Consider the following 22,924-nt stretch of genomic DNA (forward strand, 5'->3'; position numbering starts at 1 on the left):
ATGACTCATGAATGGGAAATTCGCGAGAGCGGATCCGTGAACGTGCAAGAGCGCGCGACATCGCGCGATCCGCGCGTGTGTGCCGGCATCGCGACGCGTGGCCGGCCCGCCGAGCTGGCGAACATCGTCGCCTGCCTGCGTGCGCAAACGCTTCGGCCGACGACGATCATCGTCGCGTGTACGGGGCCGGACGACATCGGCGCACTTGCCGAAGCCGACGATCTGTCCGTCGTGTTCGTCGAGCCTGGCTTGACGCGTCAACGCAATGCGATCCTCGACAGGATGCCGTCCGGTACGGACTATGTCGCGTTCTTCGATGACGATTTCGTTCCGCAAGCGGACTGGCTGTGCGTGGTTGCGGATGCATTCGAGCGCGATCCGATGCTCGCCTGCGTGACGGGGCACGTCGTTGCAGACGGCATCCTCGGCCCCGGGCTCACGATCGACGACGCGAAGCGGGCGCTGGCCGCCGTACGGGGCAACACGCAGAGGTGGACCAAGGACGGCTACAGCCCTTACGGCTGCAACATGGCATTCCGTGCGTCGGCAGTCGCCGCGTTGCGTTTCGACGAGCGGCTCGTGCTGTACGGCTGGCTGGAGGATCTCGACTTTGGTGCCCGGGTTGCCCAGCGCCATGGCCGGCTCGTGAAACTCGGCAGTGCCGTGGGCGTGCATCTCGGCGTGAAGCGCGGCCGGGTGTCCGGACGACGGCTTGGTTACTCGCAAGTGATGAACCCGGTCTACATGATGGCCAAGGGGACGCTGTCGCCTAACGAGGCGTGCCTCCAGATCGTGCGCAACTTCGCGGCCAACATCGCGAAATCGATCGCGCCGGAAGCCTATATCGATCGACGCGGCCGGCTGGCCGGAAACCTGATCGCGTTCGTCGACGTGTTGCGCGGACGCCGGACACCGGAACGTGCGGCACAGCTATGAGCGATGGAACGACATCGGACGTCGGCACGCGCACGTGGGCGTCGGCATCGCTGCTTCGACGTGGCAAACCTTTAATATTTGTTACGGTATGCGAATCATAATGGACTTGGAAGGTATAGTGAAAGCGTATCGTCACCTGAACGCGACGGCAGATATCCGCTGCAAACGTCGGTTTCGCCGCAGTGATTGCGCAGAGCGAAGCTGCCGCTCGCATGCCTTTTCGTCATCGTGCCGCGCGTTTTCGCGCGGCAACGTCCAGCGAGCCTGGAACAAGTCCTGCGACTCAACAATGCTTCCCGATCATCCCACCATGCAGAATCGCATTCGCCACGGGGCGCCTGGCGCCGACGAAATGCCGCATGCGCCGCGCGTCGCGCTCGTCAACGTGAAGTACAGCCCGAATCTCGGCGACGGCATGCTGTCCGAGTGCCTCGAAGCGGAACTCGCGGCGGCGTTGCCGGGCATCGAGATTCGCGTGATCGATCTCGCGGGCCGAACCGACTACGCATGCGGGGCCACCTCCCGAAAGTCGGTGTTGACGCTGATGCATCACAGCCCGCGTGTCGTGCGTCATGCGATCGTGCATTCGGTGCTCGGGTACAAGCTGCATACGGAACTGCGTCCGCGCTGGCGTTCGGCGTTGCGCGGCGTCGACGCCGTGATCGTCGGCGGCGGCAATCTGCTGAGCGATGCGGATCTGAATTTCCCGATGAAGCTCGATGCGGCGATGGCGGAGGTTCGCGATCTGGGTTTGCCGGCCGCCGTGTTCGGCGTAGGCGTATCCGGTGACTGGACGCCGCGCGGCGAACTGCTGTTCCGGCGCGCGCTCGGTGGGGTTGCGCTGTTTCATGCGTCGGTCCGGGAGCGACGCTCGGCGGAGATCTGGCGGGCGCGCCTGTGCGGTGCGGGGATCCGCGCCGCGCAGGTCGTGCACGATCCCGGTCACCTGGTGTCGCGGCATGTCGCGCGATCCCGGACGCAGGACAACGCAGTCACCACGATCGGGCTGGGCATTACGCATCCGATCGCGCTCAAGTACCACGGTGGCAGCGTTCGCGTGTCGGCGGCCGCGCAAGCCGAATGGTATCGCGCACTCGTGCGCGCCGGCAGCGCGTACGGCTGGCATTTCGTCGTGTTCGCGAATGGCAGTCCTGAAGACGAGGCGTATATCGGCGAGCTGCGACCGATGCTCGCGGAGGCTGCCGGGCCCGGCCGGATCACTTTTGCGCCCCGAGCCGCGACGCCGGCCGACCTCGCTCGACTGATTTCGTCGTTCGACTTGCTGATGGCTCACCGGCTTCACGCGAACATCGCCGCATTCTCGTATGCGGTCCCGCAGATCGGGTTTGCGTGGGACGTCAAGCTCGAGTCGTTTCTGTCAGGCGTCGGGCGCGGGCACTGCCTGTGTACGGTCGGCGTCGATTCGATCGACACCGTCGTCGAGCTTGCTGCCCGGCAACTCGGTGAAGGCATCGACGCGCAGGTGCATCGCACCGTGCTCGACGACGCGTGCGCGCACGTGGCGGATCTTGCCGCCGCGCTCAGGCGCGCGGTGGCCGGATCGCGGCAGCCGGCCGGCGTCGCCCGGGTGGCGGGAGAGTCGCTCGTATGAATACAGTTCTGCCGGAACGGCTGGTGATCATCAACGACGTATCGGTCGCCAATGGCGGCGCGACGGCGCTGGCGTTACTCGAACTGCGTCTGATGCGGGCGCGTGGCGTCGAGGTGACGTACGTCACCGGCGATGACGGCGCCAATCCGGAATTCGACGCGCTCGGTATCGAGGTCGTCTGCCTGCGAGGCATCCGGTTGCTGCAGGCGGGGGCGGCCGCGCTGGGGCGTGGCGTGTACAACCCGGACACGGTTCGAACGCTCAATGCGTGGATCGCGCGTCACGACACGCCGGGCACGGTTTATCACGTGCACGGCTGGAGCCAGATCCTGTCGCCGTCCTTGTTCGCGGCGCTGCGTCGCGTACGCGAGCGGACCGTGATTACGGCGCACGATTTCTTCCTCGTGTGCCCGAACGGGGCATTTGCCGACTACCGCGCCGGTACCGTCTGTACACGTGTGCCGCTCGGCGCGGCGTGCGTGACACGCGATTGCGACAAGCGGCACTACGCACACAAGGTCTGGCGCACGGTCCGGCAGGCCGTTCAATCGCATACGCTTCACTTCGATGCCGCCGGGCCTCACGTCCTGATGATTCACCACTCCATGCGCGAACCGCTCGAGCGTGGCGGCATTCCGGTCGCCTGCCTGCAAACCGTGCCGAACCCCGTGACGCCGTGGAGCGCCGCGCGCATCGCCGCGGAACACAACGACACGTTCGTGTTCGTCGGTCGGCTGGCGTCGGAGAAGGGGCCGGACCTTGCCGCGCGCGCGGCACGACGCGCGGGTGCACGGCTCGTCATCATCGGCGACGGGCCGATGATGCCCGCATTGCGCGCCGCGCATCCGGAAGTGACGTTCTGCGGTCATCTCGCGCCGAGCGAGGTGGCGCGAAGGGTGCAATCCGCACGCGCGCTGCTGATGCCGTCGCGCTATCCGGAGCCGTACGGCCTCGTGGCCGCGGAAGCGATGTGGAGCGGGTTGCCGGTCGTTGTCGCGCAGTCCGCGCTGCTGGCGGGCGACATCGTGGCGTGCGGAGCCGGCGACGCGTGCGATCCCGCCGACGAGGCGGCATTCGCCGGTGCGATTGCCCGCATTGCGCACGATGACGATGCGACGCGCAGGATGAGCATCGCCGCGTACGCGGCGACTCGCCACATGGGTCTGTCACCGGATGCATGGGTCGAACGTCTGCTCGAGGTCTTCGCGGCTTGCACGGCGCTGGAACCGCAGCCGGCCTAGTTCATGGTCATCCGGCGGAGCGCACGGCGGCCGCGGGCAAGGGGGCGGTCAGTGTTCTTTCGGTCGCGCGCAGCGGTTCGATCGGCCAGTTTCGTCGAGCGCATAGAGCCGCACCCATTTGACGGCGAGCGTCGACGGGTTGGGCGTCTGGTCGATTGGATAGCCGGAGCCCAGCGCGAGATTGACGAGCGGATAGAGCGGTGTGTCGAGTTCGGCTGGCGTCGGTTGTTCCCAGACGGGGCGACGATCGAGGTAGTACGTGATCTTGTCCGGCAGCACGCGGACACCGTAGTCGTGGTACCGGTTGACGAGCGAGTCGGCTGGAACGGGGCTGCGATGCGTGATGTGGCGCGATCGATTCTGGTTCGCGCCGCGATACCACACGTGAAGCGATGACGAATACCGATCGGTTGCGTGCCCGTAGTATTCGACGACATCGATTTCCACGCGCGGCGCCGGGTCGGCGACGGGTTTGAGGCTCATCAACCAGAAGGCCGGCCATGTGCCTGGGCCGGGCGGCATCTTCACGCGTGCTTCGAAATATCCGTAGCGTACGCCGCGGCCATTGCCGGACGCGTCTGCCGCGGCGATCAGACCGGAATGCCACCGACCCTGCGGCGTGCGGCTCGCCGTGATGTGCAATTCGCCGTCGACCACGCTGAACGGCCCTTCGGGCCCCGGATCGGAGAATGCGGCATCGCCGAAGTCGCCATTCCACGGTGTGTGCGCGATCCATTGCGCGTCACCCAGGATGCGTGGCGAGACGTGGAATGCGCTGAAATTCTCGTTGAATACCGGCACGAACTCGCAAAGATCGAGCGCAGCGGATTCTGCGCCGGTGGCCGGGACAACCGTTGTCGCGGCCAGGAGGGCGACGATGGCGGGAAGGATCGGTGAGGACATGTGATGGGAGCGTCCTGGCAATGGATGAGGTGGGTGTCCCGAAGGGGATGCGCCGTGCTGTGTTCGGCCAGCGTCAGGGTGGGATGATGCGCGATTGTGTGCAAGGTCGCAACATATGATTCGTATACCTAAACATCTATTCGATCGAATACTCGCGAGGGATGGCGGCGCGGATGTCCCGTTCGTCACGTGCGCGTTACGGCGTGTCGTTACGTAACGGACGGTGCTGCTGGTGGAACGCAAACGTTTTTCCGGCGGAGCGGGTTTCGTTCAGATATTTTTTGTGACAGATGAAAGTCATTGGTTTATCGACGTTTTTATGCGGCACTGCAACTGAACGCGGGACGATGGCACGAATCATGCGTTGAACGACACGTGCCGCGTAAATTGATGCCGTAAATTCAGCCCCGTCGTGAACCGCAAACGCCGCTCGAGATCCTGGTTCGAAAGCGCACAGGGCGAGTTCGAGACTCCCATTGGTGGCCTGTACCGTATGACGCGTATGTGTCGGGACGTTGCGCTCCGTCTTCGGGATCGGGTGCCCGAGATAGAACATGCGGTCACGGAAATACCGCATCGCTTGTGCGCGGCTGAAAGACGGCAAATTGACTTAATCTCGGAATGCGTCAAATGAAGAGTTCTACGATTCGCGAGCTTCAAAAGCAGCTCGGTCACCTGAATCTGATTGTCGAAGAAGCCAGGCAGAAGGAGAAGAAAGTCAAACTCGAGGAGATTGCCGAGCACGTCAAGCTGTTCGGCATCACGGAAATCGAGTTGTTGCGGGCGGCGGGTTTCGTCAAGGCCAATCGACAGAAGACATCGGCCAAATACTACGATCCGGACACCGGTCGATCATGGTCCGGAAAAGGTGCGCGCCCCAAGTGGCTTGCCGACAAGAACCTGGATGACTATCTGATTCGGGAAACACCGCAGCCATGGTGGCCGGAGAAGCAGGCTTGTTGAGGGGTTCGCGTGAATCCGACACGAGTGCGTCGCGAAGGTGGGTACACGTCGGCGCATATCGTTGCGCCAGATACTCGTCGATCCATGATCGCGACAGGCACGTCAGCCTGCCATTCCGCCGGACCGCGGACCCGGCGATCCTGGTGTTGCTTGACGACCGGAATTTCAGCCCATGCAGAATCCAGAAATTGACGCCGTAGATCTCGTCGATACGGGACCTGCGAAGAAGGCGCGATATCGCGCCCCGGCGCTCGAAAAAGGCCTCGACATCCTCGAGCTGCTCATCGATCGCCAGTACGGCATGGCGCAGGCGGACATCTGTCGCGCGCTGAAGCGCAGTCGAAGCGAGCTGTACCGGATGATGCAGGTGCTCGAGGAACGCGGTTACATCTACCGGGTGGATCGCTACGACCGGTACGCGTTGACCATGAAGCTCTACTTTCTCGGGCAGCATCATGCGCCGACGCGATCGCTGGGCGCGCTCGTCACGCCGTTGCTGCAACAGTTTGCATTGCAGACTGTCCAGTCGTGTTACCTGACGGTATTCGACGGCGACACGATGATCGTCATCGCAACGGCCGGCGCCGAAACGGAATGGAACATTGCGGTGCGTGTCGGGACGCGCGTTTCGTTGCACGGCAGCGCCGCGGGCGAGATGTACCAGGCATTTCAGGACGACGACGTGCGGACGCGGTTGTCGCGGGCCGACGGACACGATGTCGAATCGCGGAATCCACCGCATGGAGACGAAGCGTTACCCTCCCGCCTCGTTGATGGCTATCTCTGCCGCCCCAACGAACGCATTCCTGGCATCACGGATGTCGCGACGCCGATCGTCGACAAGTCGGGTTCGGCCATCGCGATCCTCGCTTGCCCGTACCTTGAGCAGTCGGGAGAAGCGGGCGCATTGTCGATCAGGCAGATCGGCGCGGCGTTGTATGAAACGGCCCAGCGAATCTCCGCGACGGTCGATCAACGGTTCATGCAATCGGCGGTCGACATGCCCGCGCGTGGTACGGCACGCCCGTAGGGCGGCGCGAGGATTCCACGAACTTTGCTTGGATACGTCCGTTGCCTGGCGGTGGTGCCCGGACGGAGGATTATCAGGGGCTGGAGCGGAAATCCTTGCGGGTACGGGCTTGCGGTGCAGGTGTGATCCAAAAATAAACGAAATGTGATCGTTGTTTCCGGGATGTGCCTACATCCGGTGAACTCCACCTCATCCCAATTCGACAATGGGTTTCGAGAGGTTGGTGGTCGAAGCCGCGTCAAACCATCGCGCGAGGAACACCAATGTGCGCATCGGGAAGAGGCGGTCCCGGTACTTGACGACACGAAGCCGGGTTCGACGCAACGCTCGTCGTCTTTCTCGCAGCCGGACACGACCAAAGTGATCCGGTACGGATGGGACCGCCAGCCAGCACGGGTTTTTAGTCTCCCGTCACCGGTCGTACTCGAAGGACTCGGTAAAGAGCGTGTCGACCGGATCGGACCAGCTCAAATTCACGAACGAGAAGTCCGTGCTGCCCGTCCAGCCGGCCACCGATGGGAACGCGACGCCCTGGTCGCCCGGTACGTTGAGCGTTACCGCGGCGCCGGGCTGGACCGGCAACGCCGATGCTGAACCATTGACGAACGTCGCCGCCGTCTGCCCGGCTGCGGTTGCGCGAATCTGCACGTTGCCGCGCTTGACGAACGGCAGTCCGGTTTTCGACGTCCAGGCCAGCGGGAAGGTCGTCCCACCCGCGAACGTGCCGGCAGTGCCCGGCGTCAGCTTGTCACGCGTGGACTGCGCCAGATCGTGCCACGCGTATTGGCGCAACGCGTCGGGAAGCGGCGACGGCGTACGCAACCGGACCGTATAGTGTTTGGTCGGCGTCGATGTGTTGCCGTTCTGATAAACGTCGATCGTATAGGCGCTGAAGGGCTTGATGTCGGACAGCTCGGTGGCATTCAATTGCGGTTTCGCCCACGCGGTATTGTTGCGCGGTGCGTCGCCCGGCCACGTGAACAGGCTTTGGCTGGCCGGATCCTGCGCGACGCCGGCCAGGCGGAAATTATTGCGGCACTGCGCATTCTTGGCCAGCGTGGCAAGTTGCGCCGGTGTCTGCCCGCTCGCGATCTGTGCGCGGATGTTCAAGGTGTCGCAGGTGCCGCTCGACGGTTGCAGGAACACGCCGTTGCGCAAGCCGGGGCCGTTGACGATCGCGAAGTCCACGGCGGTACCGGTCGCATCGACAGTGCCCACCTGCAGGTTGAGAGAATCGACGAATGCGTTGGTCCCCGTCGACGGGTTGGCCGGATTCAGCCAGTCCCATTTCTGCGCGTTCGCGTTTACCTTGCTTAGTACTGCACGCTGATTGCCAACCACGCGCCAGCCGTTGTCGCCGCTCGCGAGACTACCCGCCCGCACCGCGAGTTGCACATGCTGCTGCATGCCGTCGCGAATGCCGTCGCTGCGCGTCCATGCGACCTTGACCCACATTGTGTCACTGGCCACGACGCGGATGACCTCGGGCAAGCCGAAGCTGGCGTTGTTCATTGCGTCGTCGGCCACGATACCCGGCGTTCCGCCGGCCGGTGCACCGAACTCCTGAGCGGCCGACATCCCGTTGTTGAGATATGCGGCCGGCACGCCGGAATTCAGCGCACCCGACGCGACGTCGTCCACGAAGATCCGGCCGCACGCCGCTACGCTGCCGCCCTCGCGCGCGGCGCCGGTCGAACCGGCGAAGCACTGGTTAAGTGCGCTCTGCAATGCTGCCAGATCGTCGGCGCTCGGCAGATTCGACACGACCGCGCCGTTGATGGTCGCGGCGGCCGGCAGGCTCGCCTTGTCGCTGGCCTGCGGCGCGACACCAGGTGCGAGCTGAAGCTGTACCGGCGTATCGCTGGATACGCCCGCCACCGAGCTGATCTGGACGCTGCCATCCGGCAGCACGTTGACCTTTACCTGGTCGAGCAGCCGATCGAGGCCCGGTGCGCCGGCGGTCAGCGGGCCGGAAATCAGGTCGACACCCGTGTTGCCGGTCGCGGCCAGAAGGTCCGACAGTGCAGACGAATAAGCCTGCACTGTGCTCGCAATCGCCTGGGCGGTGACCTTGCTCTGCAGCAAGCCGGTGTCGGCCAGCAGCCTGGTCGGGTTGTCGCCGATGATCGTGGCGGCGATCGCGTTCGTGATCGGCGTGATGTTGATTGTCTGCGTGCCGGCCTTCGCGCTGAGCGCGATCAGTGTGGCCTGTGAATCTGCGACGTTGCCGTACGCGGACAACGCGAACGGTGCGCTCAAGCCGGTCACCGTGCAATGAAACGCGCCGGTCGACGCATCGGCAGGGCAGTCTACCGATTTGCCGGTGGCGTCGAACAGTTTTACGGTAGAACCCTGCATCGCCGCGCCGGCGGCCGCGACCCCGCTGACCGTCTGTGCTGCTGGTTCGGCGGGCGACGAGGACGAACTGCTGCCGCCGCCGCAAGCCGACAGGACGAGCACTGCGATACCGGATACGACAGGTGTGAGCTTCATTGTGTTTTCCCCGAGAGCCTGCTGGTTGATGCGTGTCATATGCGCTGCTCATGCACGCTGAATGGCCAGGATTCTCGCAAAGCCGTTTTTTTTGATCATCATTCAGGTGGATGAAAATCGGGAAATAACATGACACTGCGTAAAAATATCCTGTGTTAGCCTGAAAACATTCGGTACTCAAAACAATATCGTCAGACAAAATTCGCATACGAAGACTGCGAAGCGACGGGGGGAGCATGCAGCGTGACCAACTCATCGGGGACCTCTACGAGGCCGCACTGCATCCAACTGGTTTTCTCGAAGTCTTTCACCGGGTATCCGAATGCCTCGGCGCAAATGTATTTCACATGTTCAGTTGGGACGCCGCACGTAATGCACCGAAATTCTCGATCTATTCGCCGCGTGCGGAATTCGACGAGGTCGTCGCGCTCTACGACCAGTATTACGGGGCGCTCGATCCGCGCCGAGGTTTCGTTGAGAATGCACCGCTAGGCGAGTTCGTTTGCTGCCAGGATCACCTGACCGAGCGCGATGTCGAACGCAGCGAATTCTTCCAGGATTATCAGATTCCATCGGGTATTCGCTATCTGATGGGGATTCGCTTCGCGCGCCCCAATAGCGACAACATTTTGCTCGGGCTGCTGCGCGCGCACGGCCGCCCGCCCTATTCGCCCGAAGAGCGCGCGACGCTGAGCGGCATGGCCGGGCATCTGCAACGCTCAATCAATCTCTGGCAGGACGCCAAGGTACTGCATCACGACGCGGCGCTCGGTACCGAACTCATGGAGGAACTGGGGCTGTCCGTCTTCGCGCTGGACCGGCATGCACGCATCGTGTTCGTCAACAGGGCGGCCGAAGCGATGCTACGCGCGACCACATGCATCAAGCTCGAGAACGGTCATCTCGGCGCGGTAAGTGCGCGTCAGAATGATGCGCTCAAGGGGGCGCTGGCGCGTGTCGCGAAAACCCGAGTAAGCGAGAGCCTAGCCCTGTCCAGCACCGTGAACGCCGCGCACGACATCTTTCTGAGCATCGCTACCGTGTCGGGACACTGGGGGCATGCCGTCCTCGGCGACGCGACGCTGCTGGTCACAGCCAGGCAGCGCAGCGGGGCACCGCTCGTCGCCGCGCAACAGCTACGGCAGGCGTTCGGCTTGTCGAGTGCGGAAGCCGTCGTCGCAGAAGCGTTGATTAGTGGCAAGACACCGGACGAATGCGCGGTCAGCGCCGGCGTGTCACTCGCGACCATTCGCTCCCAGTTACGCGCGATCTATGAGAAGACGCATTCCCGGAATCAAGCCGAGGCGGTGGGACGGATGCTCTGGGTGCTACCTCAGCATTCGCGCGGTGGTTGATGCTTCAAACCGCTCGCTAAGTGGGGTTGGGGAGGGCAGGACGAATGATTTCCGTGCGCGTGTCACGCGGCGTCGTGGATGTGATCGCCATCGACCGTGACAGGATCTGTTTCGCCGGGGTGGCACCAAGGCGGCATGCAGCGTGGATGCCGGCCGGAAATTCATGCACTAGCGCCGTCGCTCGGCGCATCTGGCGTCTGCTTTTTAGTGTCGATTTTGTGTTCAGGCGGGATAACGCGAATTGTGTTTTTGGGGACGGGGCGGAAAGCCTTGCAGGTATTGGCTCACAGCCCGGGCGTGATCCAAAATTAAACGAAATGTGATCACTCCCCGCCGCAAAATTTTGCACAATGACGGCAGCGCGGCTTTCCGCCGCGATTCGACCCGGGCGCCCGATCGCCCGCCGACAACCGTTAACCGTTATCGAACCCGGCTTCGACGTGCCGCCGCCCACCGCCATGGACCAACCGAAACGCATCCTGATCGTCGAGGACGACGCCGACATCGCCGACGTGCTGAGCCTGCACCTGCGCGACGAGCGCTATGAAGTCGTGCACAGCGCGGACGGCGCCGAAGGGTTGCGCCTGCTCGAACAGGGCGGCTGGGATGCACTGATCCTCGACCTGATGCTGCCGGGTGTCGACGGCCTCGAAATCTGCCGGCGCGCCCGCGCGATGACGCGCTACACGCCGATCATCATCACGAGCGCGCGCTCGAGCGAGGTACACCGGATCCTCGGTCTCGAACTCGGCGCCGACGACTACCTGGCGAAGCCGTTCTCGGTGCTCGAACTCGTCGCGCGCGTGAAGGCGCTGCTGCGGCGCGTCGATGCGCTCGCACGCGATTCGCGGATCGACGCGGGCACGCTCGACGTCGAGGGGCTTGCGATCGATCCGATCGCGCGCGAGGCAAGCGTCGACGGCGCGCGCATCGACCTCACGCCGCGCGAATTCGACCTGCTGTATTTCTTCGCGCGGCACCCGGGCAAGGTGTTCTCGCGGATGGATCTGCTCAATGCGGTGTGGGGCTACCAGCACGAAGGCTACGAGCACACGGTCAACACCCACATCAACCGGCTGCGCGCGAAGATCGAGGTCGATCCGGCCGAGCCCGTACGGATCCTCACCGTATGGGGACGCGGCTACAAGCTCGCCGCGCCGGGCCAGCGGGACGCATGATGAAGCTCACGCTCACCCAGCGGCTGTCGCTCGTGTTCTCGATCCTGTTGCTCGCGTGCTCCGGCGCGTCCGCCTGGCTGCAGATCCGCGCGAACGACATGCGTGAAAAGGAAGTCGTGCAGGCGTTGTCGCGCGACCTGGCCGCCAACATCGCCAACAGCGCGCCGCTGATGGACGCGTCCGGGCTGCGCCCGGACGCCGTGCGCACGCTGTTCAGCCAGCTGATGGGCGTGAACCCGAGCGTCGAGGTGTACCTGCTCGACAACGCCGGTCGCATCAAGGGCGACGATGCGCCGCCCGGCCACGTGAAGCGCGACCGCATCGACCTCGCGCCCGTGCAGCAATTCATCGCGGGCCGGCCGCTGCCGATCCTCGGCGACGACCCGCGCAGCCCGGACGCGCGCAAGGTGTTCAGCGCCGCGCCGCTGCAGCGCGCGGGGCAGCCGCCGTCGGGCTACATCTACGTGGTGCTGCTCGGCGAGGCGCACGACCGGCTCGCCGCACGCGTCGATGCCGGCAACGTACTGCGCACGACGCTGTGGTCGATGGCGCTCGTCGCGCTGCTCGGCCTGCTCGCGGGCCTTACCGCGTTCAGTTTCATCACGCGCCCGCTGCGCCGGCTGACCGACGCGATGCGCGGTTTCGACGCGAACGGCGCGCCCGACACGCAGCCGCCGGTGCCGCGCTCGCCAGGCCCGCGCGGCGACGACATCGTGGTGCTCGAATCCGCGTTCGCGCAGATGGCCGAGCGGATCGGCGACCAGTGGCGCGCGCTGACGCGCCAGGATCAGCAGCGGCGCGAACTGATCACGAACATCTCGCACGACCTGCGCACGCCGCTGACCTCGCTGCACGGCTACCTGGAAACGCTGTCGCTGAAGGCCGATACGCTCGCCGAACCCGAGCGGCGGCGCTACCTGTCGATCGCGCTTGCGCAGAGCGCGAAGGTCGGCCGGCTCGCGCAGGCGCTGTTCGAGCTCGCGCGGCTCGAATCGGGCGGCGTGCAGGCCGAGCGCGAACCGTTTTCGCTCGTCGATCTCGTGCAGGACGTGTTCCAGAAATTCGAGCTGACCGCGCAGGCGCGCGGTGTCGCGCTGCATGCACGGATTCCGCCGCGCGTGCCGGTCGTGTCGGCCGATCTCGCGATGATCGAGCGCGTGCTGACCAACCTGCTCGACAACGCGCTGCGGCACACGCCTTCGCACGGCGAGGTCGAGGTGGCGCTGGAGCCGCAGGGTGACCGCGTGGTCGTGACGGTAGCCGATACCGGCGAAGGGATTCCGGCCGCGCGGCGCGACGGGCTGTTCCAGCGGCCGCAGCGGCCGATGAGCGGCGGCACGGTGACGAGCGGCGGTCTCGGCCTGCTGATCGTGCACCGGATGCTCGCGCTCAACGGCAGCGGCATCCGGCTCGTCGATCGGGCCGGGCGCGGCGCGGTGTTCGAGTTTGCGCTGCCGGTCGCGTCGCCGGTGGCCGGCGACGCACGCTGACCGCCGTCGGCGGTGGCATCCGCCGCGCTTATCCGCCGCGCTTGCGCCGCACGTCGCTCGGCGTCGTGCCGGTCCAGCGCTTGAACGCGTGGCGGAAGCCGACGGCATCGCTGAAGCCGAGCGTCAGCGCGATGTCCTCGGTGCTGAGCGTGGTCGTGCTGAGGTAATCGATCGCGAGCGCCTTGCGCACGCTCGTCAGCAGTTCGCTGTACGACGTGCCTTCGGCTTCGAGCTTGCGGCGCAGCGTGCGCGACGTGATGCACAGGCTGTCAGCGATCGCATCGATGTCGGGAAACTGGCCGGGCGTGCGCGTGAGTTCCTGGTACACGCGCCGCGTGACGCCGGCCTGGCTGCGCAACTCCTCGAGCAGGCTCGCGCAGTGCGACGACACCTGCGCGGCGGTAATCGGGTTCGCGAGCTGCGGCGCGCGCGTGAGCCACGCGGCCGGATAGCTGAGCACATGATGCGGCTGGTCGAACGCGATCGGGCATTCGAGCGCGTCGGCCAGCGCTGCCGCGTGCGGCGGCTCAGGCTGCGCGAACTGCGCGCGCGCCGGTACGCACCACGCGCCCATCACGTCCTTGATGATCGTCACGTGCAGCGCGAACTGCATGTCCATCAGGAAACGGTACAGCGGTTCGTCGAGATCGGGCAACCCGACTTCGTGCTGGTCTGGAAACAGCCACGAAGCGGTGTCGCCCTGTTCGACCCAGCGGATCGCGAGCATGCCGTTTGCGAGCCGGTGATACTTGACGGCCGAATCGAACGCGTGCGCGAGCGATTCCGAGCACAGCATCGCGTAGCCGTACATTCCGTAGCTCGACGCGTGCAGCCGGCGGCCGACGCGCACGCCGAGATCGGTGCCGTCGTACCGGCCGATAGCCTGGCGCGCGGCTGTCAGGAACTGCAGCGGCGACGTGAGCGTGAACGGATCCGCGACGTCGGCCGGCGTGAGGCCGGTGCCGTCGAGCACCGTGACCGGGTCGAGGCCCACCTGCGCCGCGACGTCGAGTAGCACGGCCAGCTTGGCCGGCGTGAAGCGCTGCTCGCGCAACGCGTGGGTGGGGGCGGCGTCCGGCAGGCGGGCTGCGCGGGCGGCCGTCGGGTTCAAGAGCGCACTGCGCGGCATGACGGGATCCTGCGTCCGATTCGATATCGTTTACGGCACGCAATTCTGCGCGGGAACGGTCCCGTGCGCTACAGGGTTCACCCTGATGCGCGCGCCGGTGCTACCCGGCGCGCCCGGCCCCGTCCTGCGTCAACCGGCCTGGAACACGCCGGCCTGCCACGCGAACGGTTTGGCGAGCCGGTTCCACGTGTTGATCTGCGCGACGATCAGCGTGAGCGTCGCCAGTTCGTCGCGATCGAAGTGCTCGCGCGTCGCGGCGACGAGCGCGTCGTCGATCGTGTTCTCGCTGATCAGCGTGAGCGCTTCGGCCCAGCGCAGTGCGGCCTGTTCCTTCGGGCTGTACAGGTCGGGAGTCTCGTGCCACACGGGCAGCAGGTTGTAACGCAGCGGATCTTCGCCTGCGTGGATGCCTTCCTTGATGTGACGGTCGAGACAATACGCGCAGCCGTTCAGTTGCGACACGCGTGCACGCACCAGTTCGACGAGCTTGAAGTCGTGTCCGGTGTGGTTCGCGTACTCCTCGACATTGAGCACGACGTCGAGCAGCCGGGCGGGAAGTTGTCCAAACGAGATACGTTCTGGCATGGCGACTGGCCTCTTGATGGAGCGGGATAAGATCATTGGTTGGATGTGTCGTGTCTCTTGCTCCGGCATCGCGCGTCGCCGCGATCGGCGGCAGGTGTGAAGTCATCCTGATCAAAAGGCTGCGGGATCGACCGGCCGGGCCAGGCTATGGCGTACGCGGAAGCCGTTGTGCGGATGCGTATGTGCCGGCTTCATCGGCGGCGTCGAGCGGTGCGTTCGGCCGTGGCGAACCGGAAGCGAAGCGATCGTATCAGGCGTGACCGGCGGAAGGAATCGCCCGATCCCGTATGTTGTCCATGCCGATATCGCGATAGTCGGACCGCCGGGCCGGTCAGCCCTGATCGTCGGGGCGCGCACGCAGGATCGCGTCGGCGAACTCGACGAATCCGCTGCCGCCGGGGCCTTGCGTGATCCATCGCGGCAGCACGGGCAACTGCTGCAGATAGTCGACCACGGTGCTCACGCCGGCCGTGTGCGTGAAATAGCCGAACATTGGCGCGTCGTTCGTGGAATCGCCGGAATATGCGACGCACGCCGGCGCTTCATCGGCGTCGACGCCGTAGGTGTCCGACAGCACGCGCAGCGACATCGACAGCTTGTCGTATCCGCCGACCCAGCCGATGATCCAAAGGTTGTTGATGGTCGCGTCCGCACCGGCCGCGACCAGCGCGTCGCGTATCCGGTCGTCCTGGCCGGAGCCGGTGCGTGCGTATGCGAGCGACGTCAGCCTGAAATCCTGGTCGTCCGCGTGGCGTGCGGCAGGTACGGCCTTCGCCACATGCTGCGCGATACGCCGGCGTGCGTCGCGCGCGCCGTCGAGCGCGTCGTCCGCATGCCAGTATCGGCGTTCGGCGCCGTGCCCGTGCGGGCTGCGCCGGATGAAGAGTCCGCCGTTCTCCGCGATCACGCCGTCGACCGGCCACATGCGCGCCATCTGGTCGCACCAGCCGGCCGGCGCGGCAGTCACGGGAATCACGCGGATGCCGTGCGCCTGCAGCCGCTCGAGTGCCGCATAGGTTTGCGCGGCCAGGCGGCCGCGATGGGTCAGCGTCTCGTCCATGTCGGTCAGCAGGAATCGAACGGACGAGAAGGTGTCGGCGGGGGCCAGGGAAAGCGGCTGCATCTTCTCGACGAATGAATGACGATCGTCGATTATGAAGAAGGGCGGCGGGCCTTGCCATGCCGCTTGATGCTTTGCAATCCGCGCCGTGGAATATGCGGCTGCCCGCCGTTGCAAATGAAGTTGTCTGGACAAGCGCGCCCGCCCGCGTGTCCGTTTCGATCATCTTTTCGGCCGCCCGGATCATTTGCAAAGCGCGTCGCGCGGGCGATAGTCGCCGATCAGGCGACGGCCCGCGTCCTTCCGGCGTGCAGGCCGCCGTGCGAACGGTGTGCTACGGGCGCACCGTCCCCCGAGCCTAGGAGCGAGACATGACGAAGAGACACTGGACCGGGTCGTATGGCTCGATCCCCGCCGAGATCGATGCCGATCGCCATCCATCCGTAAGCGCGCTGCTGGACGACGCGATGCGCCGCTTCGCCGATCGTCCGGCGTTCCATGCGTACGGACGCACGCTCACCTATGCCGATGTCGACCGCCTGTCGACCGCGCTGGCCGCGTATCTGCAGCAGGTCGTCGGCGTGCGCAAGGGCGATCGCGTGGCCGTGATGCTGCCCAACGTGCTCGCGTTTCCGGTCGTGTTCGTCGCCGTCGCGAAGATCGGCGCCATCCAGGTCAACGTCAACCCGCACTACACCGCGCGCGAGCTCGAGCATCAGCTCAACGACGCGGGCGTCGAGGTGGCTGTCGTCTGCGGCGGCTCGATGGGCACGTTCGCCGAGGTGGTTGGCGGCACGCGCGTGCGCACCGTGCTGAGCGTGGGGCGCGGCGATCTCGGCGTCGTCGATGCGCCGGCCGGCATGTGCGACGCACTGCCGCCCGGCTCGATCCCGCTCGCGGACGCGCTTGCCGCGGGCGAATCGCTCGTGTGCGAGCCGGTTGCGCTCGGCGGCGCGGACCTGCTGCTGCTGCAATACACGGGTGGCACGACCGGCCTGTCGAAGGGCGCGGCGCTGTCGCACCGCAACCTCGTCGCGAACATCGAACAGTTCGCGGCGATCGTGCCGGCGGCTCGCGAGCCGGGCGAGGAGGTCGTCGTCACGGCGATCCCGCTGTATCACATCTTCGCGCTGACGGTGAACTTCCTGTCCTACTTCGCGATCGGCGCGCAGAACTGGCTCGTCGCGAACCCGCGCGACATGGACGGGTTCATCGACGTGCTGAAGGCGGCGCGGCCGACGGTGTTCGTCGGCGTGAACACGCTGTACGCGGGGCTCGCCGGCCATCCGCGCCTGAAGGAAGTCGACTGGTCGCGGCTGAAGCTGTCGGCCGGCGGCGGTGCGGCGGTGATCGACGTGATCTCGTCGCGCTGGAAGGCCGTGACGGGCAATTTCATCCGCGAGGGCTACGGACTGTCGGAAACGTCGCCGGTCGTATCGTTCAACCCGCAGTCGATCGACGCGTTCACGGGCACCACGGGCCTGCCACTGCCGTCGACCGACGTGAAGCTGCTCGACGACCAGGATCGCGAGGTGGCGATCGGCGAAGCGGGCGAGATCTGCGTGAAGGGGCCGCAGGTGATGGGCGGCTACTGGCAGAAGCCGGACGCGAACGCGGCCGCGTTCACGGCGGACGGTTATTTCCGTACCGGCGACGTCGGCGTGTTCGACGCGGCCGGCTTCCTGCGGATCGTCGACCGCAAGAAGGACATGATCATCGTGTCGGGTTTCAACGTGTATCCGAACGAGGTGGAAGCCGTCGCGACCGCGCTGCCGGGCGTCGCCGAATGCGCGTGCATCGGCGTGCCGGATCCGCGCACGGGCGAGGCCGTCAAGCTGTTCGTGGTGCTTGCGCCGGATGCCGACGTGAACGAGGCGCAACTCGTCGAGCATTGCCGCGCGAGCCTGGCGGCGTACAAGGTGCCGAAGATCGTCCGCTTCGTCGACCGGCTGCCGAAGTCGACGGTCGGCAAGATCCTGCGGCGGGAACTGAGCCGCACCGACTGATGGCACCGACGTTCCGCGCGGCCGCGGGTGCGGCCCGGCATGCCGAAGGCCCCGAACGTGCCGAAAGGGCCGCGCGGGCCGCTCAAGTACAATGCGAGCGGTTCGACCGACGGGGACGTGATGACCGGTTCAGACACACTTGCCGCCCGGGCAGGGCATGCGCCGCCGTCGCCGAGCGCGACGGTGCCGATCTCGCTCGTCAACGGTTTTCTCGCGAGTGCGGGCGCGCAGCGCGATGTGGTCGAACGCTATCTGCGCGGCGCCGGCATCCCGATCGAGTTGCTCGGCGAGCCGCATGCACGCGTGACGGAGGAGCAGTTCTCGACGCTGTACCGCACGCTCGCGATCGATCTCGACGACGAGATGCCCGGCATCTTCTCGCGCCCGCTGCGAGGCGGCACGCTGAAGTACCTGTGCCTGAGCCTGCTCGATGCGCGCAACCTCGAAACGACGCTGCATCGTTTCGGGCAATTCTTCCATATCCTGCTCGACGACTTTTTCGTCGAAGCGAAGCGCGACGGTCTCGTCGCGCAGGTGCTGCTGCGCCCGAACGACGCGATCGGCCCGATCGGCGCGCTCGGCCAGGAGCTGATGCTCAAGCTCGTGCACGGCGTGTGTTCCTGGCTGATCGGGCAGAAGATCCCGCTGTTGCAGATCGAGTTTGCGTGCCCGCGGCCGCGCCATGCGGTCGAGCACCTGTATTTCTTTACCGGCTCGGTGAAGTTCGACTGCGAGCGCACGCTGATGCGCTTCAGCGCCGACTACCTCGACGCGCCGATCCGGCAGAGCAAGCGCAACCTGCGCAAGTTCCTCGCGCGCGCGCCGGGCGACTGGATCTTCGAATCGTTCAGCGAACAGCTCGTGTGCCATCGCGTGCGGCAGTACCTGTCGGCGGCGCTGCCCGACCTGCCCGTGATCGACCAGGCGGCCGAGCACCTGCATTGTTCGGTACGCACGCTGAGCCGGCACCTTGCAGCCGAAGGGACGACGTTCCAGGTACTGAAGGACGAGCTGCGGCGCGACATCGCGATCCAGCGGCTGACGGACACGCCCGACACGATCGCGGCGATCGGCGCCGATATCGGCTTCGATGACCCGAGCGCGTTTCATCGCGCGTTCCGGCACTGGACGGGGAGTACGCCGGGGACTTACCGGCGGCAGGTGTAGTACGCGGGGAGGCCGGTATTCGCGGCCCGTTCCCGTCTCCGGCGCGCGTCGGAAATTCCGTCGCGGGTCGCACGCTGATTTCGAAACATCCACATGATTCTGGTAACTTGACGCACCGGCCCGAGCGCTTTGCGATGGCCATCACCCATCTTTCATAATATGACATTACAGATTGGGATTCCTCTGGAGACAGCCACCGGCGAACGGCGCGTAGCGACCGTCCCCGAAGTGGTCGAGAAGCTGATCAAGCTGGGGTTTTCGGTCGCCGTCCAAAGCGGCGCCGGTGCCGGCGCGAACTTTGACGACGACGCGTACCGCGCGGCCGGCGCGAGCGTGGCCGCTACGGCGGCCGAGCTCTGGTCCGGCAGCGACATCGTGTTCAAGGTGCGCCCGCCGACCGGCGACGAAGTCGCGCTGATGCGCGAGGGCGGCACGCTGATCGGCTTCGTCTGGCCGGCGCAGAACCCTGAACTGATGGCGCAACTGGCCGCCAGGCGGGCCACCGTGCTGGCGATCGATTCGCTGCCGCGCACGCTGTCGCGCGCGCAGAAGATGGACGCGCTCACGTCGATGGCCAGCATCAGCGGCTATCGCGCGGTAATCGAGGCCGCGCACGCATTCGGGCGTTTCCTGAATGGCCAGGTCACGGCGGCCGGCAAGATTCCGCCGGCCAAGGTCTTCATCGCCGGTGCCGGCGTGGCCGGCCTCGCCGCGATCGGCACGGCCGCCAGCCTCGGCGCGATCGTGCGCGCCAACGACACGCGTGCGGAAGTGGCCGATCAGGTCAAGTCGCTGGGCGGCGAGTTCGTCAAGGTCGACTACGAGGAGGAAGGCTCGGGCGGCGGCGGCTATGCGAAGGTGATGAGCGAAGGCTTCCAGCAGGCGCAGCGCGCGATGTACGCGCAGCAGGCCAAGGATGCCGACATCATCATCACGACCGCGCTGATCCCCGGCAAGCCCGCGCCGAAGCTGATTACGGCCGAGATGGTGCAGTCGATGAAGCCCGGCAGCGTGATCGTCGACATGGCTGCCGAACAGGGCGGCAACTGCGAACTCACGGTGCCCGGCGAGGCCGTCGTGCGCCACGGCGTGACGATCGTCGGCTACACGGATCTCGCGTCGCGCCTGTCGCGGCAGTCGTCCACGCTGTATGCGACGAACCTGCTGCGCGTGGTCGAGGAGCTGTGCAAGGGCAAGGACGGCACGATCAACGTCGACTTCGACGACGACGCGATCCGCGGCCTCACCGTCATCAAGGAAGGCAACGTCACGTGGCCGCCGCCGCCGATCAAGCAGGCGGTCGTCGCGCCCAAGCCCCAGGCGGCGCCCGCAGCGGCCGCGCCCGCGAAGTCCAAGGGCCACGGCCACAGCGGCGAACCGATGTCGGCCAAGGCGCTCGCGATCGTGTTCGCGGTCGGCGCGCTGGCTTTCCTGTTCGTCGGCCAGTTCGCGCCGGCGAGCTTCCTGTCGCACTTCACGGTGTTCGTGCTCGCGTGCTTCGTCGGCTACATGGTGATCTGGAACGTCACGCCGTCGCTGCACACGCCGCTGATGAGCGTGACCAACGCGATCTCGTCGATCATCGCGATCGGCGCGCTCGTGCAGGTCGCGCCGCCCCTCGGTGAACTGGCCAACGCGGGCGATCGCCCGTCCGGGCTGATCCTCGGGCTGGCGGTGGGCGCGCTGACGCTCACGGCCGTCAACATGTTCGGCGGCTTCGCGGTCACGCGACGCATGCTGGCGATGTTCCGCAAATAAGGGGACGACAACCATGACTTCAAACCTGACTACCGTCTCCTATATCGGCGCCGCGATCCTGTTCATCCTCAGCCTCGGCGGGCTGGCCAACCCTGAAACGGCACGCCGCGGCAACCTGCTCGGCATGATCGGCATGCTGATCGCGGTGCTGGCCACCGTGGCCGGTCCGCGCGTGTCGGCCGCGGGCATTCCGTACGTGGTCGCTGCGCTGGTCGTCGGCGGCGCCGTCGGCCTGTACGCCGCGAAGAAGGTGCAGATGACGCAGATGCCGGAACTGGTCGCGCTGATGCACAGCCTGGTCGGTCTCGCAGCCTGCCTGGTCGGCTTCGCGAGCTACATCGACACGTCGCTGCAGCTCACGGGCGCCGAGAAGGCCATCCACGAAGTGGAGATCTACGTCGGCATCCTGATCGGCGCCATTACCTTCGCGGGCTCGATCATCGCGTTCGGCAAGCTGTCGGGCAAGATCGGCGGCAAGCCGCTGCTGCTGCCGGCGCGGCACTGGATGAACCTGGCCGCGCTGCTGATCGTGATCTACTTCGGCCGCGCGTTCCTGCACGCGGAAAGCATCCAGGACGGCATGCTGCCGCTCGTCGTGATGACGGTGATTTCGCTGCTGTTCGGCGTGCACATGGTGATGGCGATCGGCGGGGCGGACATGCCGGTCGTGGTGTCGATGCTCAACAGCTACTCGGGCTGGGCGGCGGCGGCCACCGGCTTCATGCTCGGCAACGACCTGCTGATCGTGATCGGCGCGCTGGTCGGTTCGTCCGGTGCGATCCTGTCGTACATCATGTGCCGCGCGATGAACCGCAACTTCATCAGCGTGATCGCGGGCGGCTTCGGCAGCGGCGCAGGCGTTCCGGCGGCAGCCGGCGGCGGCGGCGCGCAGCCGGCCGGCGAGGCGGTCGCGGTGAGCGCGGCGGAAACGGCCGAGCTGCTGCGCGAGGCGAAGCGCGTGATCATCGTACCCGGCTATGGGATGGCGGTGGCGCAGGCCCAGCACACGGTGTTCGAGCTGACGAAGCTGCTGCGCGAAAAGGGCGTCGACGTGCGTTTCGCGATTCACCCGGTCGCGGGCCGCATGCCGGGCCACATGAACGTGCTGCTCGCCGAAGCGAAGGTGCCGTACGACATCGTGCTCGAAATGGACGAGATCAACGGCGACTTCCCCGAGGCCGACGTGTCGATGGTGATCGGCGCGAACGACATCGTGAACCCGGCGGCGCAGGACGACCCGACGAGCCCGATCGCCGGCATGCCGGTGCTGGAGGTGTGGAAGGCGAAGACGTCGATCGTGATGAAGCGCAGCATGGCTTCGGGCTATGCAGGCGTCGACAATCCGCTGTTCTACAAGGACAACAACCGCATGCTGTTCGGCGACGCGAAGTCGATGCTGAGCGAGGTGTTCGGCATGTTGAAAGCCTCCTGAGCGCGGCCACGCGACCGGAGCGGGCCGCAGGTCCGTTCCGCCAGCGCATGGCCTCGGCATACAGTCGGCCCGCCACGCATCGGTGATGCATGGCGGGCCGATGCACATGTGCACGGCGCGTGGCGTGGCTGCCGGTGCTGATGCGTTCCCGTGCCGGCGCCCGCCAGCGGTTCCCATAACCGGCTCCCATTGCCGCCCGCCCGGGCCGGTTCCGCGGCATCGGTGCCTGCCGCGGGCACGTCGATTGCTCGTCGAATCCGCCAAACCCGATCCGGCCAAACCCCTGTCCGGCCGGCCATTCCCGGCAAAGGCCGCAAATTCCGTGGCCGATTTTGTCACTATGTGGGCCGGATATGACAATAGGAATCGGCGACGGCGGCATTACGATGGGTCATCACGTCGCCCCGGGTTCAAAGGGTTTTCCCGTATCGATCCCCTGGCGCTCCACATTCACCGCCTGATTGGAACATCGACCATGAGCTATAACGCCCCCGTCAAGGACATGCTGTTCGTGCTGAAGGAACTCGCGGGCATCGACGCCGTCGCGCAGTTGCCGGGCTTCGAGGATGCCGGTTACGACACGGCT

General features: G+C 65.8%; 19 protein-coding genes. 13 read left to right on the forward strand and 6 right to left on the reverse strand.

Annotated elements, in window-relative coordinates; translation table 11 throughout:
- The 3 genes from U5809_RS31260 to U5809_RS31270 all read left to right on the forward strand — a co-directional run bounded on the left by U5809_RS31260 (position 1) and on the right by U5809_RS31270 (position 3,789).
- Positions 1 to 936, forward strand: coding sequence for a glycosyltransferase family 2 protein (locus U5809_RS31260; RefSeq protein ID WP_322089351.1), 936 nt, complete (start codon positions 1 to 3; stop codon positions 934 to 936).
- 118 nt (positions 937 to 1,054) lie between these two features.
- Complete coding sequence (locus U5809_RS31265) at positions 1,055 to 2,548, forward strand: polysaccharide pyruvyl transferase family protein (RefSeq protein WP_322089352.1); 1,494 nt, start codon at positions 1,055 to 1,057, stop codon at positions 2,546 to 2,548.
- A complete protein-coding gene (locus tag U5809_RS31270; protein WP_322089353.1) occupies positions 2,545 to 3,789 on the forward strand; it encodes a glycosyltransferase family 4 protein in 1,245 nt (414 codons plus the stop codon). The genes U5809_RS31265 and U5809_RS31270 overlap by 4 nt, the downstream gene beginning before the upstream one ends.
- Positions 3,790 to 3,837: 48 nt before the next feature.
- Here U5809_RS31270 and U5809_RS31275 read toward each other — a convergent pair whose 3' ends face one another.
- Entirely contained in the window at positions 3,838 to 4,692 is an 855-nt protein-coding gene (locus tag U5809_RS31275) for a glycoside hydrolase family 16 protein (RefSeq protein WP_322089354.1), read from the reverse strand.
- Between the two features lie 196 nt (positions 4,693 to 4,888).
- The gene (locus U5809_RS31280) at positions 4,889 to 5,248 is read right to left on the reverse strand and encodes a hypothetical protein (protein WP_322089355.1); all 360 of its coding nucleotides are present in this window, start codon (positions 5,246 to 5,248) and stop codon (positions 4,889 to 4,891) included.
- Between the two features lie 74 nt (positions 5,249 to 5,322).
- On the opposite strand from U5809_RS31280, the gene U5809_RS31285 reads away from it, so the two are divergent.
- On the forward strand, positions 5,323 to 5,655 hold the full coding sequence (locus U5809_RS31285; protein WP_322089356.1) for an H-NS histone family protein: 333 nt from the start codon (positions 5,323 to 5,325) through the stop codon (positions 5,653 to 5,655).
- A 172-nt stretch (positions 5,656 to 5,827) separates the two neighbouring features.
- Positions 5,828 to 6,685 carry an IclR family transcriptional regulator gene (locus tag U5809_RS31290; protein WP_322089357.1) on the forward strand — a complete coding sequence of 286 codons (858 nt, stop codon included), beginning with the start codon at positions 5,828 to 5,830 and terminating at the stop codon, positions 6,683 to 6,685.
- A 411-nt stretch (positions 6,686 to 7,096) separates the two neighbouring features.
- Here U5809_RS31290 and U5809_RS31295 read toward each other — a convergent pair whose 3' ends face one another.
- A complete protein-coding gene (locus U5809_RS31295; RefSeq protein ID WP_322089373.1) occupies positions 7,097 to 9,178 on the reverse strand; it encodes a hypothetical protein in 2,082 nt (693 codons plus the stop codon).
- Between the two features lie 236 nt (positions 9,179 to 9,414).
- On the opposite strand from U5809_RS31295, the gene U5809_RS31300 reads away from it, so the two are divergent.
- The 3 genes from U5809_RS31300 to U5809_RS31310 all read left to right on the forward strand — a co-directional run bounded on the left by U5809_RS31300 (position 9,415) and on the right by U5809_RS31310 (position 13,201).
- On the forward strand, positions 9,415 to 10,533 hold the full coding sequence (locus tag U5809_RS31300; RefSeq protein ID WP_322089358.1) for a helix-turn-helix transcriptional regulator: 1,119 nt from the start codon (positions 9,415 to 9,417) through the stop codon (positions 10,531 to 10,533).
- A 458-nt stretch (positions 10,534 to 10,991) separates the two neighbouring features.
- Positions 10,992 to 11,711 carry a response regulator transcription factor gene (locus U5809_RS31305; protein ID WP_124457109.1) on the forward strand — a complete coding sequence of 240 codons (720 nt, stop codon included), beginning with the start codon at positions 10,992 to 10,994 and terminating at the stop codon, positions 11,709 to 11,711.
- Positions 11,711 to 13,201 (forward strand): HAMP domain-containing sensor histidine kinase, encoded by a 1,491-nt coding sequence (locus U5809_RS31310; protein WP_322089359.1) that lies wholly within the window; start codon positions 11,711 to 11,713, stop codon positions 13,199 to 13,201. Before U5809_RS31305 ends, U5809_RS31310 begins: the two co-directional genes overlap by 1 nt.
- Before the next feature lie 28 nt (positions 13,202 to 13,229).
- Here the strand turns inward: U5809_RS31310 and U5809_RS31315 are convergent, their stop codons facing one another.
- From U5809_RS31315 to U5809_RS31325, 3 genes are all read right to left on the reverse strand, one after another.
- Positions 13,230 to 14,330: an AraC family transcriptional regulator gene (locus U5809_RS31315; RefSeq protein WP_322089360.1), complete on the reverse strand. Its 1,101-nt coding sequence runs from the start codon at positions 14,328 to 14,330 to the stop codon at positions 13,230 to 13,232.
- A gap of 129 nt (positions 14,331 to 14,459) precedes the next feature.
- Complete coding sequence (locus tag U5809_RS31320) at positions 14,460 to 14,915, reverse strand: carboxymuconolactone decarboxylase family protein (protein WP_322089361.1); 456 nt, start codon at positions 14,913 to 14,915, stop codon at positions 14,460 to 14,462.
- Between the two features lie 331 nt (positions 14,916 to 15,246).
- The gene (locus tag U5809_RS31325; RefSeq protein WP_322089362.1) at positions 15,247 to 16,038 is read right to left on the reverse strand and encodes an HAD-IIB family hydrolase; all 792 of its coding nucleotides are present in this window, start codon (positions 16,036 to 16,038) and stop codon (positions 15,247 to 15,249) included.
- 308 nt (positions 16,039 to 16,346) lie between these two features.
- On the opposite strand from U5809_RS31325, the gene U5809_RS31330 reads away from it, so the two are divergent.
- The 5 genes from U5809_RS31330 to U5809_RS31350 form a co-directional block, all read left to right on the forward strand.
- The gene (locus U5809_RS31330) at positions 16,347 to 17,981 is read left to right on the forward strand and encodes an AMP-binding protein (RefSeq protein ID WP_322089363.1); all 1,635 of its coding nucleotides are present in this window, start codon (positions 16,347 to 16,349) and stop codon (positions 17,979 to 17,981) included.
- A gap of 39 nt (positions 17,982 to 18,020) precedes the next feature.
- Positions 18,021 to 19,148, forward strand: coding sequence for an AraC family transcriptional regulator (locus U5809_RS31335; protein ID WP_322089364.1), 1,128 nt, complete (start codon positions 18,021 to 18,023; stop codon positions 19,146 to 19,148).
- A gap of 159 nt (positions 19,149 to 19,307) precedes the next feature.
- Complete coding sequence (locus U5809_RS31340; RefSeq protein ID WP_322089365.1) at positions 19,308 to 20,906, forward strand: Re/Si-specific NAD(P)(+) transhydrogenase subunit alpha; 1,599 nt, start codon at positions 19,308 to 19,310, stop codon at positions 20,904 to 20,906.
- A 13-nt stretch (positions 20,907 to 20,919) separates the two neighbouring features.
- Positions 20,920 to 22,338 (forward strand): Re/Si-specific NAD(P)(+) transhydrogenase subunit beta, encoded by a 1,419-nt coding sequence (pntB, locus tag U5809_RS31345; RefSeq protein ID WP_322089366.1) that lies wholly within the window; start codon positions 20,920 to 20,922, stop codon positions 22,336 to 22,338.
- A gap of 475 nt (positions 22,339 to 22,813) precedes the next feature.
- The coding region (locus tag U5809_RS31350) for an acyl-CoA dehydrogenase N-terminal domain-containing protein (protein WP_322089374.1) at positions 22,814 to 22,924 on the forward strand (111 nt) is incomplete at its 3' end.

Origin of the sequence: Burkholderia sp. BCC1999 (assembly GCF_905339975.1) — a bacterium.
Classification (GTDB): Bacteria; Pseudomonadota; Gammaproteobacteria; order Burkholderiales; family Burkholderiaceae; genus Burkholderia.

Coding starts and splice junctions, on each gene's coding strand:
- U5809_RS31260 (WP_322089351.1), top strand. CDS start 1: ATGACTCATGAATGGGAAATTCGCGAGAGCGGATCCGTGAACGTGCAA.
- U5809_RS31270 (WP_322089353.1), top strand. CDS start 2,545: ATGAATACAGTTCTGCCGGAACGGCTGGTGATCATCAACGACGTATCG.
- U5809_RS31275 (WP_322089354.1), bottom strand. CDS start 4,692: ATGTCCTCACCGATCCTTCCCGCCATCGTCGCCCTCCTGGCCGCGACA.
- U5809_RS31280 (WP_322089355.1), bottom strand. CDS start 5,248: ATGTTCTATCTCGGGCACCCGATCCCGAAGACGGAGCGCAACGTCCCG.
- U5809_RS31285 (WP_322089356.1), top strand. CDS start 5,323: ATGAAGAGTTCTACGATTCGCGAGCTTCAAAAGCAGCTCGGTCACCTG.
- U5809_RS31290 (WP_322089357.1), top strand. CDS start 5,828: ATGCAGAATCCAGAAATTGACGCCGTAGATCTCGTCGATACGGGACCT.
- U5809_RS31295 (WP_322089373.1), bottom strand. CDS start 9,178: ATGAAGCTCACACCTGTCGTATCCGGTATCGCAGTGCTCGTCCTGTCG.
- U5809_RS31300 (WP_322089358.1), top strand. CDS start 9,415: ATGCAGCGTGACCAACTCATCGGGGACCTCTACGAGGCCGCACTGCAT.
- U5809_RS31305 (WP_124457109.1), top strand. CDS start 10,992: ATGGACCAACCGAAACGCATCCTGATCGTCGAGGACGACGCCGACATC.
- U5809_RS31310 (WP_322089359.1), top strand. CDS start 11,711: ATGAAGCTCACGCTCACCCAGCGGCTGTCGCTCGTGTTCTCGATCCTG.
- U5809_RS31315 (WP_322089360.1), bottom strand. CDS start 14,330: ATGCCGCGCAGTGCGCTCTTGAACCCGACGGCCGCCCGCGCAGCCCGC.
- U5809_RS31320 (WP_322089361.1), bottom strand. CDS start 14,915: ATGCCAGAACGTATCTCGTTTGGACAACTTCCCGCCCGGCTGCTCGAC.
- U5809_RS31325 (WP_322089362.1), bottom strand. CDS start 16,038: ATGCAGCCGCTTTCCCTGGCCCCCGCCGACACCTTCTCGTCCGTTCGA.
- U5809_RS31330 (WP_322089363.1), top strand. CDS start 16,347: ATGACGAAGAGACACTGGACCGGGTCGTATGGCTCGATCCCCGCCGAG.
- U5809_RS31335 (WP_322089364.1), top strand. CDS start 18,021: ATGCCGAAGGCCCCGAACGTGCCGAAAGGGCCGCGCGGGCCGCTCAAG.
- U5809_RS31340 (WP_322089365.1), top strand. CDS start 19,308: ATGACATTACAGATTGGGATTCCTCTGGAGACAGCCACCGGCGAACGG.
- pntB (WP_322089366.1), top strand. CDS start 20,920: ATGACTTCAAACCTGACTACCGTCTCCTATATCGGCGCCGCGATCCTG.